This window comes from Sphingomonas sp. 2378 (genome assembly GCF_038084995.1).
In the GTDB taxonomy this organism is placed as follows: domain Bacteria; phylum Pseudomonadota; class Alphaproteobacteria; order Sphingomonadales; family Sphingomonadaceae; genus Sphingomonas.
On sequence record NZ_JAXCMJ010000001.1, the window covers coordinates 101,664 to 118,846 of the forward strand.

General features: G+C 65.9%; 20 protein-coding genes and 1 tRNA gene. 11 read left to right on the forward strand and 10 right to left on the reverse strand.

The features are described from left to right. Positions 1–4: 4 nt before the first annotated feature. The 4 genes from SM191_RS00465 to SM191_RS00480 all read right to left on the reverse strand — a co-directional run bounded on the left by SM191_RS00465 (position 5) and on the right by SM191_RS00480 (position 1,637). Positions 5–415 (reverse strand): MerR family transcriptional regulator, encoded by a 411-nt coding sequence (locus SM191_RS00465; protein ID WP_341504464.1) that lies wholly within the window; start codon positions 413–415, stop codon positions 5–7. A gap of 46 nt (positions 416–461) precedes the next feature. Next, positions 462–962, reverse strand: a complete 501-nt coding sequence (locus SM191_RS00470) for a hypothetical protein (RefSeq protein ID WP_341504465.1) — start codon at positions 960–962, stop codon at positions 462–464. Beyond that, positions 959–1,321: a phosphoribosyl-AMP cyclohydrolase gene (hisI, locus tag SM191_RS00475; protein WP_341504466.1), complete on the reverse strand. Its 363-nt coding sequence runs from the start codon at positions 1,319–1,321 to the stop codon at positions 959–961. The genes SM191_RS00470 and hisI overlap by 4 nt, the downstream gene beginning before the upstream one ends. Positions 1,322–1,385: 64 nt before the next feature. After that, the gene (locus SM191_RS00480; protein WP_341504467.1) at positions 1,386–1,637 is read right to left on the reverse strand and encodes a DUF7218 family protein; all 252 of its coding nucleotides are present in this window, start codon (positions 1,635–1,637) and stop codon (positions 1,386–1,388) included. A gap of 143 nt (positions 1,638–1,780) precedes the next feature. Between SM191_RS00480 and purF the strand changes: the two genes are divergently transcribed. Next, the gene (gene purF / locus SM191_RS00485) at positions 1,781–3,232 is read left to right on the forward strand and encodes an amidophosphoribosyltransferase (RefSeq protein WP_341504468.1); all 1,452 of its coding nucleotides are present in this window, start codon (positions 1,781–1,783) and stop codon (positions 3,230–3,232) included. Further along, complete coding sequence (locus SM191_RS00490) at positions 3,232–3,942, forward strand: SDR family NAD(P)-dependent oxidoreductase (RefSeq protein ID WP_307000922.1); 711 nt, start codon at positions 3,232–3,234, stop codon at positions 3,940–3,942. The genes purF and SM191_RS00490 overlap by 1 nt, the downstream gene beginning before the upstream one ends. Before the next feature lie 117 nt (positions 3,943–4,059). Here the strand turns inward: SM191_RS00490 and SM191_RS00495 are convergent, their stop codons facing one another. From SM191_RS00495 to SM191_RS00510, 4 genes are read right to left on the reverse strand one after another with little or no spacing between them, the layout of a single operon-like run. Next, positions 4,060–5,034, reverse strand: a complete 975-nt coding sequence (locus tag SM191_RS00495) for an AAA family ATPase (RefSeq protein ID WP_341504469.1) — start codon at positions 5,032–5,034, stop codon at positions 4,060–4,062. A 7-nt stretch (positions 5,035–5,041) separates the two neighbouring features. Then, a complete protein-coding gene (locus tag SM191_RS00500; protein WP_341504470.1) occupies positions 5,042–6,214 on the reverse strand; it encodes a D-alanyl-D-alanine carboxypeptidase family protein in 1,173 nt (390 codons plus the stop codon). 31 nt (positions 6,215–6,245) lie between these two features. Next, the gene (locus SM191_RS00505) at positions 6,246–6,920 is read right to left on the reverse strand and encodes a septal ring lytic transglycosylase RlpA family protein (RefSeq protein ID WP_341504471.1); all 675 of its coding nucleotides are present in this window, start codon (positions 6,918–6,920) and stop codon (positions 6,246–6,248) included. Further along, positions 6,904–7,938 (reverse strand): lytic murein transglycosylase, encoded by a 1,035-nt coding sequence (locus SM191_RS00510; protein ID WP_341504472.1) that lies wholly within the window; start codon positions 7,936–7,938, stop codon positions 6,904–6,906. Before SM191_RS00510 ends, SM191_RS00505 begins: the two co-directional genes overlap by 17 nt. A 175-nt stretch (positions 7,939–8,113) precedes the next feature. On the opposite strand from SM191_RS00510, the gene SM191_RS00515 reads away from it, so the two are divergent. Both SM191_RS00515 and SM191_RS00520 read left to right on the forward strand, forming a co-directional pair. Next, positions 8,114–8,203: transfer RNA gene (locus SM191_RS00515), tRNA-Ser, on the forward strand. 190 nt (positions 8,204–8,393) lie between these two features. Beyond that, positions 8,394–9,698, forward strand: a complete 1,305-nt coding sequence (locus SM191_RS00520) for a tyrosine-type recombinase/integrase (RefSeq protein ID WP_341504473.1) — start codon at positions 8,394–8,396, stop codon at positions 9,696–9,698. Positions 9,699–9,714: 16 nt separating this feature from the next. On the opposite strand, the gene SM191_RS00525 is transcribed toward SM191_RS00520, so the two are convergent. Together SM191_RS00525 and SM191_RS00530 are read right to left on the reverse strand one after the other, a co-directional pair. Continuing rightward, a complete protein-coding gene (locus SM191_RS00525) occupies positions 9,715–9,918 on the reverse strand; it encodes a helix-turn-helix transcriptional regulator (protein WP_261270624.1) in 204 nt (67 codons plus the stop codon). After that, positions 9,911–10,309 (reverse strand): hypothetical protein, encoded by a 399-nt coding sequence (locus tag SM191_RS00530; protein ID WP_341504474.1) that lies wholly within the window; start codon positions 10,307–10,309, stop codon positions 9,911–9,913. Before SM191_RS00530 ends, SM191_RS00525 begins: the two co-directional genes overlap by 8 nt. A gap of 211 nt (positions 10,310–10,520) precedes the next feature. Between SM191_RS00530 and SM191_RS00535 the strand changes: the two genes are divergently transcribed. The 7 genes from SM191_RS00535 to SM191_RS00565 all read left to right on the forward strand — a co-directional run bounded on the left by SM191_RS00535 (position 10,521) and on the right by SM191_RS00565 (position 17,171). Further along, entirely contained in the window at positions 10,521–13,223 is a 2,703-nt protein-coding gene (locus SM191_RS00535; protein ID WP_341504475.1) for a hypothetical protein, read from the forward strand. A 9-nt stretch (positions 13,224–13,232) separates the two neighbouring features. Continuing rightward, positions 13,233–14,747 carry a hypothetical protein gene (locus SM191_RS00540; protein WP_341504476.1) on the forward strand — a complete coding sequence of 505 codons (1,515 nt, stop codon included), beginning with the start codon at positions 13,233–13,235 and terminating at the stop codon, positions 14,745–14,747. Positions 14,748–14,809: 62 nt separating this feature from the next. Beyond that, entirely contained in the window at positions 14,810–15,385 is a 576-nt protein-coding gene (locus SM191_RS00545; RefSeq protein WP_341504478.1) for a hypothetical protein, read from the forward strand. A gap of 53 nt (positions 15,386–15,438) precedes the next feature. Next, positions 15,439–15,780, forward strand: a complete 342-nt coding sequence (locus SM191_RS00550; protein WP_341504479.1) for a hypothetical protein — start codon at positions 15,439–15,441, stop codon at positions 15,778–15,780. Between the two features lie 124 nt (positions 15,781–15,904). Beyond that, positions 15,905–16,408: a TIGR02594 family protein gene (locus tag SM191_RS00555; RefSeq protein ID WP_341504480.1), complete on the forward strand. Its 504-nt coding sequence runs from the start codon at positions 15,905–15,907 to the stop codon at positions 16,406–16,408. Continuing rightward, complete coding sequence (locus SM191_RS00560; protein WP_341504481.1) at positions 16,405–16,746, forward strand: DUF6527 family protein; 342 nt, start codon at positions 16,405–16,407, stop codon at positions 16,744–16,746. Before SM191_RS00555 ends, SM191_RS00560 begins: the two co-directional genes overlap by 4 nt. Further along, positions 16,734–17,171 (forward strand): hypothetical protein, encoded by a 438-nt coding sequence (locus SM191_RS00565; RefSeq protein WP_341504482.1) that lies wholly within the window; start codon positions 16,734–16,736, stop codon positions 17,169–17,171. The genes SM191_RS00560 and SM191_RS00565 overlap by 13 nt, the downstream gene beginning before the upstream one ends. Positions 17,172–17,183 lie beyond the last annotated feature (12 nt).

Consider the following 17,183-nt stretch of genomic DNA (forward strand, 5'->3'; position numbering starts at 1 on the left):
CGCTTCAATCCTGATGCGACTGGACCAAGGCCACGAATTCGGTCAACTCGGCGATGGCGGCATCGATGTCACGCTTCTGCGCCTGTAGCGCGTCGATCTTGGCGGTGCAGCGGGCGACGGTCACCTCCCGCTGCTGTCGCCGACCGTCGCCCAGATCGTAGAGGTCGATCATCTCGCGAATATCGGCCAGGCTGAACCCCACCCGCTTGCCACGCAGGATCCACGCCAACCGGGCGCGATCCCGTTGCGAATAGATGCGCTGCGTTCCCCGCCGCTCGGGAGAGATCAGCCCTTCGTCCTCATAGAAACGCAATGCGCGAGCGGTGACGCCGAACTCGGTGCAGAGTTGTGTAATGGAATAATCGTCGCGGTCGCTCCGGGAGGGGGTGGCGGCGGGAGCGACGGGCTTGGACATGGCCGTAGAGGCTAAATGCCGTTTACGTGAACGTCAATCGACCTGCTTACGCGCCGCAGGGAGCGGTCCCCTCGGCGTTGCGCAGGGTAAGCGCCTCGGCGGTCGAGGCGCTGATCCGTTCGACGATCAAAGCTGAAAGGCTGGCGCGACCGGTACATAGCGTGTTGCACTCGGTCGGCAGGCGGGCGGGGAATTGGATGGTCTCGCCATCGAAATTCGCGGTGAAGCGGCAGCCCCCCAGCGCGACGTTCAAATCCGGCCCGCTCCGTTGCAATGTGCCGCGCGCCGTGCACCCCTGCCCCTCGCCATAGTCCAGCATCACGCCGATTCGCCGCATCCCGCCCGATTGGGGGACGATGCACATGCGGTCCGTGTCGCGCGACCAGATGCCGTCGAGCGGCGCGGCGGCGGGATCGGCGACCAGACCGGCGGCGATGCTCGCCCGCTCCAGCCGCTCACCGGCGGCATTCCCGTCCGCTTCGCCTTCCGAGGAACCGCAAGCCGCCGTCAGCCCGGCGAGCAACAGGATCGCCCAGTGCCAGGTCACGCGACCGGCGCCAACCCGTCACCCTCGATCCGCCGGTAGAAGCAACTGCGTCGCCCCGTGTGACAGGCCGGGCCCGCAGGATCGCAGATCAGCCAGATCGCATCCTGGTCGCAGTCGATGCGCATCTCCACGACGCGCAGGACATTGTTGGAGCTTTCGCCCTTCTTCCAGAGCCGCCCCCGGCTGCGCGACCAGAAATGCGCCTCGCCGCTATTCCGGGTGGCGTCGAGCGCTTCCTCATTCATATGCGCGACCATCAACAACTCGCCGCTCGCGCGGTCAGTGGCGATCGCGGTCAGCAATCCGTTCGCGTCGAATTTGGGATCGAGCGTCAGCCCGGTGTCTCGATGGTCGGCCATGGGGTGACGTTAAAGCGGAATGGCGGTGAAGTCATCCATTGCCAGCGTTGCCAGGTCCGCCACCTCACCCGTGGTCGCGAATCGCCTTGATCAGCGCGGCCTTGTCCATCCTGGACCGCCCGGCGATCCCGATCTCGCGGGCTTCCTTCATCAACTCGTCCTTGGTGCGGTCCTCCAGATGGGTGGAGCGATGCTCCAAGCTGCCCTTCGCCTTGGCATTGACGATGCGCGCCGCTTTCTCCTTGGACTGCCCCTGCTTGCGGAGTTCCTCGTACAGCCCGTCATCCTTGATCTGGGCTCCGTGATCGCGCGCCATATGGCATCTCCTGCCTTGGGACCCAAACGCTGCTTTCGGCAAAATGATCCCGGCAACCATGACAAACAGGCGACAAACGCAGATCACGTTCCTATATGCGCCCCGTCTGCCCCTTAGTTGCGAACGTTGCGAGCGCCTCTCCCATGCTGACCACCCACCCCTTCGACGACGACAAACTCCGCGAGGAATGCGGCATCTTCGGCGTGTCCGGCGCCAGCGGCGCGGCGGCACTGACCGCCCTCGGCCTGCACGCGCTCCAGCATCGCGGCCAGGAAGCGGCGGGGATCACCAGCTTCGATGGGACGCTGTTCCATACGCACCGCGCCATGGGCCATGTCGCGGGCAATTTCGACCGTGACGACGTGATTCGCGGCCTGCCGGGCGATGTCGCCTGCGGCCATGTCCGCTATTCGACCACCGGCGAAACCGCGCTGCGCAACGTCCAGCCGCTTTATGCCGATCTGTCGACCGGCGGCTTCGCCATCGCGCATAACGGCAATATCTCCAACGCGATGAAGCTGCGTCGCGAACTCGTCCGTCGCGGTTCGATCTTCCAGTCGACCAGCGATACCGAGACGATCATCCATCTGGTCGCCACTTCCAACTACCGCACCCTGCTCGACCGGTTCATCGACGCGCTGAAGCAGGTCGAGGGCGCCTACTCCCTCATCGTGATGACGCCCGAGGGCATGATCGCCTGCCGCGATCCGCTGGGCATCCGGCCGCTGGTCATGGGCCGCCTCGACGGTTCGGTGATCTTCGCCTCGGAGACGGTCGCGCTCGACGTGTGCGGGGCGACCTTCGAGCGCGCGGTAGAGCCGGGCGAACTGGTCATCGTGCAGGGCAACGAGATCCGCTCGATCCACCCGTTCCAGTCGGTCGCCCCCCGCCCCTGCATCTTCGAATGGGTCTATTTCAGCCGCCCCGATTCGATCGCCGGCGACCAGTCGGTCTATTCGGTCCGCAAGGAAATCGGTGCGCAGCTTGCGCATGAAGCGCCGGTCGATGCCGATCTGGTCATCCCGGTTCCCGATTCGGGCGTCCCCGCCGCGATCGGCTATGCCCAGGCGTCGGGCATTCCGTTCGAACTGGGCATCATCCGCTCGCACTATGTCGGTCGCACCTTCATCCAGCCGGGTGACAAGGTCCGGCATCTGGGCGTCAAGCTGAAGCACAATGCCAATCGCGCGCTGATCCAGGGCAAGAAGGTCGTCCTGATCGACGATTCGATCGTGCGCGGCACCACCAGCCTCAAGATCGTGCAGATGATGCGCGAAGCCGGCGCGGTGGAGGTGCATATGCGCATCGCCAGCCCGCCGACCCGGCATAGCTGCTTCTACGGCGTCGACACGCCCGAGCGCGCCAAGCTGCTCGCCGCCAAGCTGGACCTGGGCGGCATGACCGACTTCATCCATGCCGACAGCCTGTCCTTCGTGTCGATCGAGGGGCTGTACAAGGCGCTGAACGCGGCGCGCGGCGATACGCCTAGCTATTGCGACGCCTGCTTCACGGGCGACTATCCGACGACGCTGACCGACCATGACGAAACCGCGCCGGTCGATCAGTTCCAGTTGCTGGCGGAGCGGGTCGCCTGATGGCGGGGGCGCTGTCGGGCAAGCTGGCCCTCGTCACCGGGGCCAGCCGGGGGATCGGTGCCGCGACCGCCATCGCGCTGGGGGCGGCGGGGGCGCATGTCGTCCTGACCGCGCGCACCCCCAAGGGGTTGGAGGAGGTCGAGGAGACCATCTTCAACGCGGGCGGATCGGCGACGATCGCCCCGCTCGACCTGGCGGAAAACGACTCGATCGCCCGCCTCGCCGCCGCGATCGGCGAACGCTGGCAGGCGCTGGACGTGATGGTCCTGAACGCCGCGATGCTGGGCTCGCTGGCCGCCGTGCCCGCCATAGACCCTAAGGAATTCGCCCGCGTCCTGACCCTGAACGTCAGTGCGCAGGCCGCGCTGATCTCCGCCTTCGACCCGATGCTCCGGCGCTCGGATGCGGCGCGGGTGATCGGCGTCACGTCCTCGGTCGGGCGCAAGCCGCGCGCCTATTGGGGGGCGTACGGCGCGTCCAAGGCGGCGTTCGAAACGTTGCTGGGTGCCTATGGCGACGAAACCGCCGAGATCAGCCGAATCCGCACCGCGATCCTCGATCCCGGTGCGACGCGGACGGAGATGCGGGCCAAGGCCTATCCGGGTGAAGACCCTGCGTCGGTGAAAGCACCGGAGGTGGTGGCGGCGCGGATCGTGGAACTGGCGATCGGCGGTTTCGAGTCCGGGCATTTCGAGCGGGTGGGGTTGTAAGCTTGCGGCCACGGCTGGGCGTGGCCTTCGACTTCGCTCAGGCTGAACGGATGTAGGGATGAGGGGCGATTCCACCAGCCGTTCGGGCTGAGCGTAGTCGAAGCCCAAGGGAAAACCTCACCGCAACGTTGCGATGATCCCCGCCATCTCGAACACCGTTCCCTGCGCATCCAGCGACAGCCCGCGCGCCGCCCCGGCCAGATCCTGCGCCGCCGCATAGGCATCGAGCGCGACCTTCAGCCCCGGCCCCGATCGCCCACGCGCCCGGTTCGCGATGAAGGCGGGCACTCGATCGAGAAACGCCTCGTACCGCGCCTGCGAAGCCTTGCCCGCCAGCGCCTTGGCGAGCTTGACCCGCTCGGCATTGCCGGGGTCGCCAGTTTCAGCGATCCGCGCGATGGCGCTGTCCAGCCCGGCGATATTCAGTCCGGCGAAGCGCAAGGCCCGGCCCGGCGCACCGTCCGCCACCGCGACCAGCGCGGCGATCTCGTCCTCGTCCGCCTCGGGCAACTCCATCCGCAGCACGCGCGCAACGTCCGCGTCCGCCAGCCGCTCGAAACGCAGCAACCGACACCGCGACCGGATCGTCGGCAGCAATCGTCCCGGCGCATGGCTGACCAGCAGGAACACCGTTCCCGCCGGCGGCTCCTCCAGATTCTTCAGAAGCGCATTCGCCCCGCCCCGCTCCAGATCGTCGATCGCGTCGATCAGCACGACCCGCGCCGGCCCCATGGCGGGCGCGGTGGCGAACATCGGTTGCAGCGTGCGGACTTGCGCGATGGTGATCGAGCGCGCCAGATCCTGATCGGGCTTTTCCGCATCCTTGGGCAACCGCGCCATGACGCGGAAATCGGGATGTGATCCCGCCGCGATCAGTCGGGCGGTCGGGTGGTCGTCGGGCACTGCCAGACCGGGCGGCAAGGCCCCCGCCCCGCTCGCCCGCGCCAGCAGCCGCGTCGCCGCCGCCCGCGCGAAGCTCGCCTTGCCCACACCCTCCGGCCCGGCGATCAGCCAGGCATGGTGCAGCTTGGCGCCGCCCAGCGCGGCGGCAAAGGCGGCCTGCGCCGCATCATTGCCGACCGGCAGGGTCATGTTCGGCTCAACCGAAGAGCGAGGTCAGTCCGGCCCAGGCGCGGCCGAAAAAGCCCGCCTCGCCCACATCCTTGTCGGCGACCAGCGGCAGGCGCTGCGCGGGCATGTCAGGCGAACTGACGACCAGATCGGCGATATGCTGACCCGCCTTGATCGGCGCCTTGATCGGGCCCTGATAGACGACCTTGGCACTGATCGCCGGATCGAGCCCGGCGGGCAGCGTCACGGTCAACTGGCGCGGCGCGATCAGGCCGACCTTGCTGGACGATCCCATCTGCACCTCGGCGTCGGCGACCTTCCTGCCCTGCGCCACCACGGGCTTGGCCTGCCACGCGCGGAAGCCCCAGTTCATGAACTTGACCGACTCGTCGGCGCGCGCGTTCGAGCTGTTCAGTCCGGCCATCACCATCACCAGACGGCGACCATTCTGCTCGGCCGAACCGGTGAAGCCATAGCCCGCTTCCTCGGTATGGCCGGTCTTCAGGCCGTCGGCTCCCGCGACGCGGCCCAACAGCGGATCGCGGTTCGCCTGGGTGATGGCGTTGCCGCCCATCGTCTTGCCCCAGGTGAAATCCCGGCGCGAATAGAATTGCTTGTAGAGTTGCGGGAAGTCCTGGATCGTGTGGTCGGCCAGATCGGCCAGGTCGCGCGCGGTGACATAGGTCACGCCGCCGTCCGGCCAGCCATTGGCGGTGCCGAAATGGCTGTTGTTCAGGCCGATCTGCCTGGCGGTGCGGTTCATCCGCTCGACGAAATTCTGCTCGGTGCCCGCGATATGCTCGGCCAGCACGACGCAGGCGTCGTTGCCCGACAGGGTGACGATACCGTAGAGCAGGTTGGCGACGCTGACCTGCTCGTTCGGCGACAGGAACATGGTCGACCCCGCCTGCGGGCCGTGCCACTTGGCCCAGGTTTCCGGCTGCACCGTGACCATGTCGTTCAGCTTCAACTGGCCCTTCTTGACCAGATCAAAGGCGACATAGACCGTCATCATCTTCGCCATCGACGCCGGGGGCATCCGGCGGTCGGCGTCGCGCTGAAACAGGACCGCGCCCGAGGACAGGTCCTTCATGAAGGCGACCGGCGCGGTCGTCTGAAACTCCGGCGCGGCGGCGACCGAGGGATTGGCGAGCGCGACCAGGGCGAGCGGAGCGGCAAAAGATGCGTACAGGGTCTTCATGGGTGTTCCGTGACCAAAGGGAGCCGAGAGGTCAATCCTGATGGATCAGGATGCGGGCGTCGTCATAACCGGCTTGCGCCGCCGCGTCACGCAGGGCTTTGGCGGAATCCGCGGTCATGCCGCTCCTTTCGACGCGCCATAGGCGGCCTGCGGGGCGAAGCTGCGCATCGAAGCGGCGGGCGAGCGCCTGCGCGCGATCGCGGCTGGAAAAGCTCGCCAATTGCACGCGGTACTGGGCATGGGGATCGAGCGTGATCGGGCGAGCGACCGGCGCCACTGCGCTGGCTCCCGCCAGGATCAGGCCCGGCCCCGCGCCGCCGGGCGTCAGGGCGCGAAGCCTGATCCGCGCCACCGCGCGTTTGTTGGTTCCAAGCAGCCGCGCAGCCCCCAGCGAAAGGTCGGCCACCCGGTCGGCACGCCCCGGCCCCCGGTCGCCGACCCGCGCCACGATGGTCCGGCCAGTATCGACATCGGTCACCTCGACCATCGATTCGAGCGGCAGGCTGCGATGCGCGATCATCACGTCGTCGGGATCGAACCGCTTGCCGGTCGCAGTCCGTCGTCCCGCCAGTTCATGGCCGTACCAGCTCGCCCGACCGGTGGCATCATAGCTGCCATAGCGTGGCGCCGATACGGTCTCCGCCGCCACCGGTGCCGCCGTCAGCATCGCGGCGATCAGGGCGAAGGCTTCAACCTGCAATCGCATCGGCCAGCAATCCCACCGACAGCGCGTAGAAATTCGAGCAGTTGTAATCCAGGATGACCCGGTAATTGCCGGTCAGCAGATAGGCCGTCGCGCCGGGACCGTCCGGCTCCATCAGCGTCGCGAGCACCCGGTCGTCGGGCCAGGCCGCCCCCTGCGGCACGACGCCCATCGCGCGCCATTCGGCCATGGTCCGCCAACCGCTATGCCGCTCGAACACACGCGGGCAGCGCGGGCTGACCAACCGGTTGCGGACCATCGATTGGTCGAACCCGACAGGCACCGTCACCGCGAAGCCCCAGGGCTGTCCCGCGCGCCAACCAGCGTTGACGAAGTAATTGCCGATCGAGGCCAGCGTATCGGCCTCGCTGTTCCAGATATCGGCGCGCCCGTCGCCATCGCCGTCCCGAGCCAGCCGCAGATAGATGGAGGGCAGGAATTGCGGATTGCCCGTCGCTCCGGCCCAACTGCCCTTGAGCTGATCGCGGGTCACGCCCCGGTCCATCATCTTCAGGGCGGCAATGAACTCACCCTCGAACAGCGGACGGCGACGCCCTTCATAGGCCAGGCTCGCCAGCGATCGGATCAGGTCGAAATTGCCAGTATAAGAGCCGTAATTGGTCTCATGCCCCCAAATGGCGACCATGATCGATTCGGGGACCCCCGTCTCGCGTTCGATCCGCGACAGGCGCGGGCGCTGCGCCAGATATTTCGTCCGCCCCCGACCGATCCGGGCGGCATCGACATGCGCCGCCTTATAAGGCGCGAAGGGGCTGAACCCGCTATTGGCGGGGCCGCCCGGTTGCCGCCGGTCCAACTCGATCACCCGCGAATTGAGCGTCAGGGTCGGCAGAACCGAATCCAGCGTCCCGCGGCTGACGCCCTGGTTCAGCGCCGTACCGCGAAACTGTTGAAGATAGCTTTGAAATCCGGCCTCGTCCTGCGCCTGCGCCGCGCCGCCGCTCAGCGACAGCAGCGCCAGACCCAAGAAAAAGCCGAGGCGCTTCACACGCCGGATCATCGTCCCCCACATGCCCTCTGTTTGCCATAGCGCGGGCTCCGCCGGAACCTCGCGTCACCGCAACGACGGCACGCTCAACCGCGCCCGACATGGGCAGCACGTGCGAAAATGATCGCGCAATCCATAGTGGATTTGCCCGCGCGCTTGGCGTAAACGCACCTCCCGCGCCGATCCCGGAAGAGTGGCCGAGCGGTTTAAGGCACCGGTCTTGAAAACCGGCGATGGTGCAAGCCATCCGTGGGTTCGAATCCCACCTCTTCCGCCAGAACCCTGCATCAATACGCCTCATAACGTCTCAATCCCCTCGTAAACGCGATGGGATTTTGATATTCGATGTCTCAGGTTGTCTCGGTTTGTTCCGCAAAAGCGCGGGGGTATCGGGGGTATGGGACGGGGTATCGCCTCCAAGGCATGCCGCTATACCCCGACCATCAGGCCGATAGCGGGGTATGGACATGCTGACCGACACGGCGGTGAAAAAGGCGGAGCGGCGGGACAAGCCGTACAAAATGGCCGACTCCGGCGGCCTATATCTGCATGTTGCGCCGACCGGGTCGAAGTCCTGGCGCATGAAATTCCGCTTCGATGGCAAGGAAAAGCTGCTGACGTTTGGGCCGTACCCCGAGGTCAAGCTATCTGAGGCGCGCGAACGCCGCGATGAAGCGCGCCGCCAGATCCGTGATCATATCGACCCATCCGGCGCGCGGCGGCGCGCGCGTGAGGGGCGCGACCAGCAGGCGCTCGACGAGGCACGGGCAGTCTCCTTTGAGGCGGCGGCGCGCGCTTGGTTTGATCTGCAAAAGGGGCGATGGGCGCCGGTCCACGCCGACGACGTTATTACCAGCTTGGAGCGCGACGTCTTTCCGGCCTTCGGTGCCCGCGCGTTGACAGAGATTGACGCTCCGGCCGTGCTGAAGGCGCTGCGCGCGGTGGAGGATCGCGGCTCGATTGAGACGGCGAAGCGGCTACGCCAGCGAATCTCGGCGGTCTTCGCGATGTATATCTCTGAGGGGGTCGTCGCGCTCGACCCGGCGGCGGCGGTCGGAAAGGCGTTACGCCCGCTGCCGAAGAAGGGCCGCCAGCCCGCGCTGACCGATGTCGACGAAGCGCGCGGCGTGCTGATCGCGGCCGAGGCGTCGGGCGCATCGCCGGTCACGAAGCTGGCTTCACGTCTCCTGGCACTGACCCAATCGCGGCCTGGCATGATCCGTGGGGCCGAATGGGAGGAATTCGAGGGCATCGATTGGACCGGGGAGCGGTATGGCCCATTCATGCCGCTGTGGCGCGTCCCGGCGGCGCGCATGAAGCTGGTCAGCGACCTGAAGGCCGAGGAAGCTTTCGAGCACCTGATCCCGCTGCCCTGGCAGGCGGTCGACGCGCTGCTCGCGGTGCGGCGGCTATCCGGCCGTGGCCGCCTGGTCTTCCCTAGCCAGCGGCATAGCCACCGCCCCCTGTCCGAGAATGCGATCGGCTATCTGTACAATCGGGTCGGGTATCACGGGCGACACGTCCCGCATGGCTGGCGCGCCGCATTCTCGACGACGATGAACGCGCTGGCGAAGCGCCAGCGCCGCGTCGGCGATGATGACGTGATTGAGCTGATGCTGGCGCATGTCCCGGCCAATAAGGTGAAAGCCGCCTATGACCGGGCGGGACATATGGAGCGTCGCCGCGAGCTATCCCAAGAGTGGGCTGACATGCTCATGAAGGGGCTGGCCCCGGCAAATGATGTGCTTGGCGGGCGGCGGCGGGGCAGCTGAGCGCCCCGCCTATCATTCAGGCGGCGGCCCGCCAGCCGATCGGGTTGGCGACCCATGCATTGATGTCCGCCTCATACCACGCGACCATGCGCGTGCTAATCGGCGTGGCGGGCGGGAACGCCCCGGCAGCCATCTTGCGGTAAATTGTCGCACGCGACAGCTTCGTCCGCGCGCGGACATCGGGCAGCCGCAGCAGTGTATCATGCTGACGGTCAGGCATTGCTCTTCCCCTCCTCAGGAACATATCTCCGCCAGAGCGCCCGGAGAGCGTCGAGCCATGCGGTTGCATCCTGGCGCTTCGCTTGGGTCTCGCCCTTGCGCTCGAAGAACTGGTGATGGTCCGCCTCGGCGCGGATCCAGCAGCGCGCGAACGGCGGCGGCGGCTCGCCGTGGGCATCCAGGCGTGGATCGAGGTGACTGTGCACCGCATCGGACCGCTCCGGCGTCCAGTCCTCGCCGGTCCGGTGCCGCTCGATCGACAAGCGGCAGACGAGGATCATGCACCACGCCCCGAAAGACGGCGCCCGCCCCTCGGCCCGCAGCTGCTGCACCTCCGGCTGAAACTGCCAGCTGTAGGCGCTCTCGCTCATCGCGAAACCGGAGGCGGTCATGCGGCACCGAAGCAAATGCGAGGGAGCGTTCGACGGTAATAGCCATCACGCCACCACCCGGCTTTTTGCGACTGGCACGGGTACGGATTGGCGCTGACCAGCCGCCCCCTCGTCGCGGCATAATGACCTGCAGCCTGCACAGATTCCCGGCTCATGCGGAAGACCTCACGCGAAACGTGTTGGCCTTCCGCCAGCGCAGGGCTACCCCGCCATGTTCGCGTTCGACCCACAGGCAGGCGCGGGTGACATGCCAGCCGGGCGGGTCGAAGCCTATCAGCGCACCGGCCTTACGCTCGACCAAGCGCGCGTTACGGCCAATCGGGATATGGCGACGATCCAAGCGGGTCGTACCGCGTCGGCCGCCCGTGAGATCGCCGATGAGCAGGCGAAGGTCGCCCTCGATGTCGCGCAACTTGGCAACAACCGTGCATTGGAAGACAGCCTCGCGCGGCAGGTCGAACTGAAGCAGCGCGTCGCTTTCTACTACGAGCAAACCAAGAACTTGGCGGAGGCCACCCGACTGGCCGAGGCGGATCAGGCGAAGATCGACGCCGCGCGGCAGCGTGTCCGCGACCAGTGGTTTGCCGACGATGCGCAGGATCGCACACTTCGCTTGGCGCAGGCGCGCGGTGACAGCGAAGAGAGCATCCGGCAGTTGCAGCGTGAGATCGACATCCGCGAGCGCGCGCGAGACCTGCCGTGCAAACCGCGATTGCGCCGGTACGGTCCGGGCGACCTGCTGATCATCGACATTCCAGAAGCCGGGCTGGTCGAGCAGCCTGCTGTCGTCCTGCGCCGCTCGTTGAACCCGGAAACGATGGGGGTATCGCTGATCCTGCGCGGTGAGACGCTGGAAAAGCACGCCTTCGCCTTGGCCGCTACGGGTCAGGCCCCGCCGACCCCCGCCCTGAAATCGACCGAGGAGATCGACGCGACGCTGTCGTCGACCAACCTGATCGACTGGAGCCAGGTCCGTGACCCTGATGGCACCAAGCCGGAAGATGGTGCCACCGTGGGCGGAACGATCGGGGAGAACATCAAGAATTCGGCTGGTGAGATCGTCCCGTCGGGCGAGTTGTTGAACAGCGCCCTCACGCTGAACCCGGACGGCTCGCTGGTCGCGAAGATTGGGAGCACGGAGCGCGTCCTGGGCAAGCTCAAGCTGCCCGACATGAACGCGGCATCGGACGCCTCGCGCCGCCAGCTTGAGAACGACCTTGCGTCGCTCGCCGCTGCCGTCGCGCAGTTGGCGACCGGCCAGGCGATCGTCCAGAACGTCTTCCGCGATGCGGGGCTATACACCGACCCAGAATCGGGCGTGGCGAAGCTGTTCGCGATCGAGAGCCGCGCCGAGCAGATCACCAAGCTGTCCGTGACGCTGAACGCTGCGCTGGCCTCTATTAACCTGAAGGCCAGCGTCAACTACGTCAACGAGGCGATCCTGAGCGCCCAGCTTGGCGGAAGCAGCGCCGATCTCACGTCGCTACTTGTGAGGCTCACCTCGGCCGAGACCAATATCTCCGGCCTGCAGGCATCGATCCAGCTCAAGGCAGACGCGACGATCGTCACGGGCCTGCAGGGCTCGGTTACGTCCATCCAGCAGTCGATCGACGCCATCAACGCCGTGATCGAGCAGAAGGCCAGCCGCACGGTCGTGGATGGCATCGGCGCGCGACTGACGCTGGCCGAACAAACCCTGAGCTCGCTTGACGCCGCAACCATCACGAGCGCGGTAAGCGCCAGCCGTCGAGCGCCTGGGGATAGCGACGCCGCAGCGGCGAACGACATTCTGGCTGCGTTGGCGGGCTGGGACGCAAGCAAGCTGGCCCTGACCGCCGTTGCATCGGCCAAGATGGAGCTGACCGCGAAGACCGATAGCAATCGGGATGCGCTTGCGTCGCTGTCGACGCAGCTTGGCGTTCAGGTCGGCGCGGTATCGGCCCTGGTGAGCACGGAGCAGGCGGCCCGCATTGCCGGGGATAGCGCGACGGCCAGTGACCTGTCGGCTTATAAGGCGTCGACCAATTCCGCGCTCGCTCAGGTCAATGGGGCTATCACGGCACAGACGAGCAATCTCGAAGCGCTGTCCGGCCAGTTTACCACGTTCCGGGCGTCAATCGGCGACTTCGGCCAGGTGACGGTGTCGCAGGCATTTTCGGCGCTGGCGGATCGAACCGGGCGGCTTGAGGGGCGATATACGCTGGCGATCGACACCAACGGCCGACTGCAGGGCTTCGTACTCGCCGGGTCGCAAAACGGTCCCGCATCCTTCTCCTTCATCGACACCGACCTTCGCATGGGAACCGGGCGGATCGTCTTCAATAACGGCACCTATATGCGGGTGCAGGGGACCGGCTTCGGGGCGAGCAACGAGTTCATCAGCTGGTTCGGCCCAACCATGGCGATTACTTCCTGCACGCGCGCGAACGCGATCAGCTATGAGGCGATCAACGGCGATGCCTATTTTGGGGGCTCCCTTTCAGCTGGGACCTTCCGCAACAGTTCGGCATCGTCTTCGCTTGCACCGGATGCCTCCATCATCGTGGGCCCCTTCCAATCGAACGGCAAGCCGCGATCGCTAGTGGTTTCGTTGGACTATATGGGCAACCGCCGCATCACCACAGCGTGCCCGAACCCCGCTCCCGCCGTGCCTGTGTTCACTCTTGAAATATACCGCGGAGCAGACGCGACGGGGGTTCTGCTCGCTTCGCAGACCCTGACCGGCAGATATGAATGTTCGCCGGGGGCGGGGGAATTTGAACCCGGCTATCAAAATGACAGCGTCAACGCATCTTTTACGCTGTCCGATCCGCTGGCCGGGAACAGCTTCACCTATTTTGCTCGGATTCGGAAGCGCTCGATCAATGTCGAGCCCGTTCGCCAGATCTTGACCGTAATCTCAACCGAACAATGAGGATCAGCAATGGCATGGTATCGCGGGGGGGCTGTGGCCCTGACCAATGGATCTGCCACCGTCACCGGCACAGGGACCGCATGGATCAATAACGTCCAAATCGGTCACGCCATCAATCTACCGGATGGCCGCGTCTATGAGGTGCTATCGGTCGACAGCAATACCCTTATCACCTTGGGGTCCCCCTATTTGGGGGGGACCGCCAGCGGCCAGGCCTATTCGGTCCAGCCGAACCAGGGCTTCGCGCAGACGGCCGCGACCGCGCTGACCAACTTCCTCACACAGGTCAACCAATGGGTATCCGGTGCTCTGGCTGGCCGCTTCAATGATGGGTTTCTCGCCGCGCCAGGGATAAGTTTCTTGGTAGACCAAGATACAGGAATTCGGCGACACGCTGATAACGGCATGGCGCTGGTGACCGGCGGTGTGGACCGGGTTTATGTCAGTTCCAGTGGCATGGCCGTCCCCGGGAATATTGATGTATCAAGCGGCAGCTTCATCGCAAGCAATGTCGCCGACACCTTCCAGATAAACGGGCTACCGGTTGCGCACTATGGCTTGACTTTCAAGGCGGGCGCGTTTGCCGCGAGCCCAGGCGTTGTGCTGTCTGGCTATGGGGGCGTCGCTTTGGCGACTGCCGGTGGCGAGCGAGCGCGCATAGATTTTAACGGCAATTTCCAAGTCGGCACTTCGGTCTCGACGAATTATCGGGTTACGGTAAAAGTCGGGAGCGGCGGCTCTTCTCAAGTCTGGCAAGCCAGCGATGGCCGCGAACTGGCAGCTCTGTTGAATTTCGATAAGGGCCAGCAGGGCTGGGGTGCGGCAGGGGCCCTGCTGTATCTTGGCCGTCATGCCGACACACAGCGGTCCCTCAATCTGGGCGGGACGTTGAACGCTGGTGGTGCTGACTATGCCGAGTATATGGTCAAGGCGGATGGGTGCGGCGCGATCGCAAAGGGCGACGTATGCGGCGTCGATGCTGACGGTCGTCTGACAAAGACTTGGGCGAACTCGATCAGCTTCGTGATCAAGAGCACCGATCCTGCGCTCGTTGGCGGCGACACCTGGGATGCCGAGGTGGGGCCGAAGCCGGAGCAACCCGGAACGGAGCCTTTCGAGCCAGTCCTGCCCGCCCCACCGGCAGAGGACGCCCATGACGAGGCAGTCGACGCGTGGCGCGAAACTATGGCCGCGTATCCCGCGCAGGTCGCCAGCTACCAGGTCGCCCGTGCGGAATGGCAGAAAGCGACCGAGGCCTATACCGAAGCCCTGCCCGTATGGGAGGCCGCGCACGAGAAGGCCCGCCAGTGCGTCGATCGCATTGCCTTCTGCGGTCAGGTGCCCTGCAACGTCACCGGCGATTTTGAGGTCGGCGATTACATCGTCGCGGCTGCGAGCGGTGCGGGCATCAAGGCGGTCGCGGTGAAGACCGACGAGATCACCCTGCCCCAATATATGCGCCGCATCGGCAAGGTCTGGGCGATCCGCGACGGTCGCGCCTGGGTTGACGTGCAGCACGGCTGACCTGCCACCAACGGAGTGACATCGATGAATAATGCAATCATCGCGGCCCGGGCGGTCGCGCAATGACCGCGCTTGCCCTGCTCGGGGCGCTTTCGTCCCGTGCGTCGGATGCAGCGAACAGCCTGTCCGCCGCCATGGTGGCGAACTCGCCCACGATCGCGCCCCCCAGCTTCAACAACAACTCGCAGCTGCTGCTATGGAACCTGTTCCTGATGACGGCAGGCTTCTTCGTCGGGACGATGCTGGTCGGCAGGCAGGCGTCGCTCATCTGGCGGCAGCGGCGTTACGATCATCCGCTCGACCCCGTCAGCCTTTATCGGATGATCACCTTGCTGGCGGGATCCGCGCTGATGATCCGATGCGGTGCCGAGGCGGTCAGCCTGTGGGGCTGGAACCCCGATGATCCCACGCTGACCGCCCGCGCGCTGATGGCGAAGCGCATGGTCGATCCGATTTCGCTGCTCTGCGGCTTCACGTGGATGGGCATGGTCGTGCTCGGCGAGCCAGGCATCGAACACCAGCTGCGCAAGGCCCCCTTGCCCGTCGACATGTGGAGCCGCTGGCCGGTCCTCGCTCGAGCGCTGATCGTCATCTGCCTCAGCTTCGCCGCTGCGCTGGTCGCGGTCGTTTTCCGGTGAGGTTCGCGGCTGTGGCAGGGGCGGCAGCAGCGACCCCTATCGCAACTGCGCCGGTGACCTGGGATTTCCTCGGTTACAGCTACCACCCCGGCCCGGTCCTCATTTCCATCATCGCGGTCGCCATCACGCGGGCGATCGTCTTTCTTCAGACCAAGGGACGTCGGCAGGTGGTGCTCGACGTGTTGGTCTCGATGCTCTGCGCGCTGGTCGCCGCGCTGTGGACGCAGGCGCATAGCCTCGACCTCCTCCAGGCAGGCGTCACCGGCATCGGTGTCGCCGCGATCGGCCTGGGCATCATCAGCATGGCAAAAGGGCAGTTCGGCTCCGCCATCCGAGAGGGCGCGCAGGCGATGCTGAAGGCGCTGGCAGGGACGAACACACCACCGGGCGCATAATGCAGGGGCCGCCACGAGGGAGAATGGGCGGCCCCTACGGCCAGTGACCATCGGGGGATAGGTCCGGCACGACTCACCGATAGCCGGTCCGACCATAACCGTCTCCAACAAAAGGACATTGACGATGACCGAACCAACGTGGCTGACCGCCGCGCGGGCGAAACTTGGCGTGCGCGAAACGCCCGGTCCCGCGAACAATCCGACCATCATGGGCTGGGCGAAGGCGCTGGGTACCAAGGTGCTGGGGATGGTGTTCAATGCCGACAGCGTCCCGTGGTGCGGCCTGTTCGCCGCGAAGTGCGTGACCGAAGCCGGGCTGACGCCTCCCCCGATCGCGGTCCGTGCGAAGGCGTGGGCGACCTGGGGCAAACCGATCGCGGTCGACGTGCTGGCGCCGGGCGCGGTGCTGGTGTTCGAGCGCGAAGGCGGTGGACACGTCGGCTTCTACGTCGGCGAGGACGACACGGCATATTGGGTACTGGGCGGCAATCAGAGCGATGCCGTGACCGTCACCCGCATCGCGAAAAACCGCTGCGTCGCGCGCCGCTGGCCTGCTGGCCTGCCCGTGATCGGTAAGCCGGTGCGGCTATCCGCTTCGGGTTCGCCTCTGTCAAGGAATGAGGCATGACGAAGCTTCTATCGCCGGTGTTGGCGGAATTCCGGCCAGGCCGCGTTGCATTTTGGTGTCCGGGCTGCGGCTACGAGCATCTGGTCGTCGTCGAATCCACGGCGAGCGAGCCCGTCTGGGGCTTCAACGGCAACCATGAAAAGCCGACGTTCACGCCGAGTGTATTGGTGCGAACCGGGCGCGCCGTGAACCCGGCCTTCATCCCGGAACCGGGCGACCCGCCCGAGGTCTGCCACTCCTTTGTGACCGATGGGCGCATTCAGTTCCTGGGGGACTGCACGCACCATCTCGCGGGGCAGACGGTAGACCTGCCGGAGTATCCGCGATGTCGTGGCTGATACTGCTGCGCCGGTTCTGGCCTGCGCTGATCGTCCTGGCGCTCGGAATGTGGGCTGCTCGGCTCGACCACCTCAGGGCCGACCATCTCCAGACGCTGACGAACGAACGGGCGGCATGGTCCGCTGCGATCGCCGACGCGGATAAGGCCAGACTGGCGGACGAGGCCCGCTTCGCCCAGCGGCTGGCGACCGCCGTGCAGACCTATGCCGCCGCCCTGGCCGCCCGCCAGCCCCTCATCATCCATTCGAAAGACACGGTGACCCATTATGCGCAAACTGATGCTGGTCGCGCTCTGTGCCGCGACGCTGACCGGGTGCGCGACATCGATGCCCTCGATGCCGCACTCGCCCGAGATCCCGCCACCTCCGGCCGCAGCGGGGGAGCCGTGCCGACCAACGGCGCAGCACCGCCAGCCGGACGGTAGCGCCACGGCGGC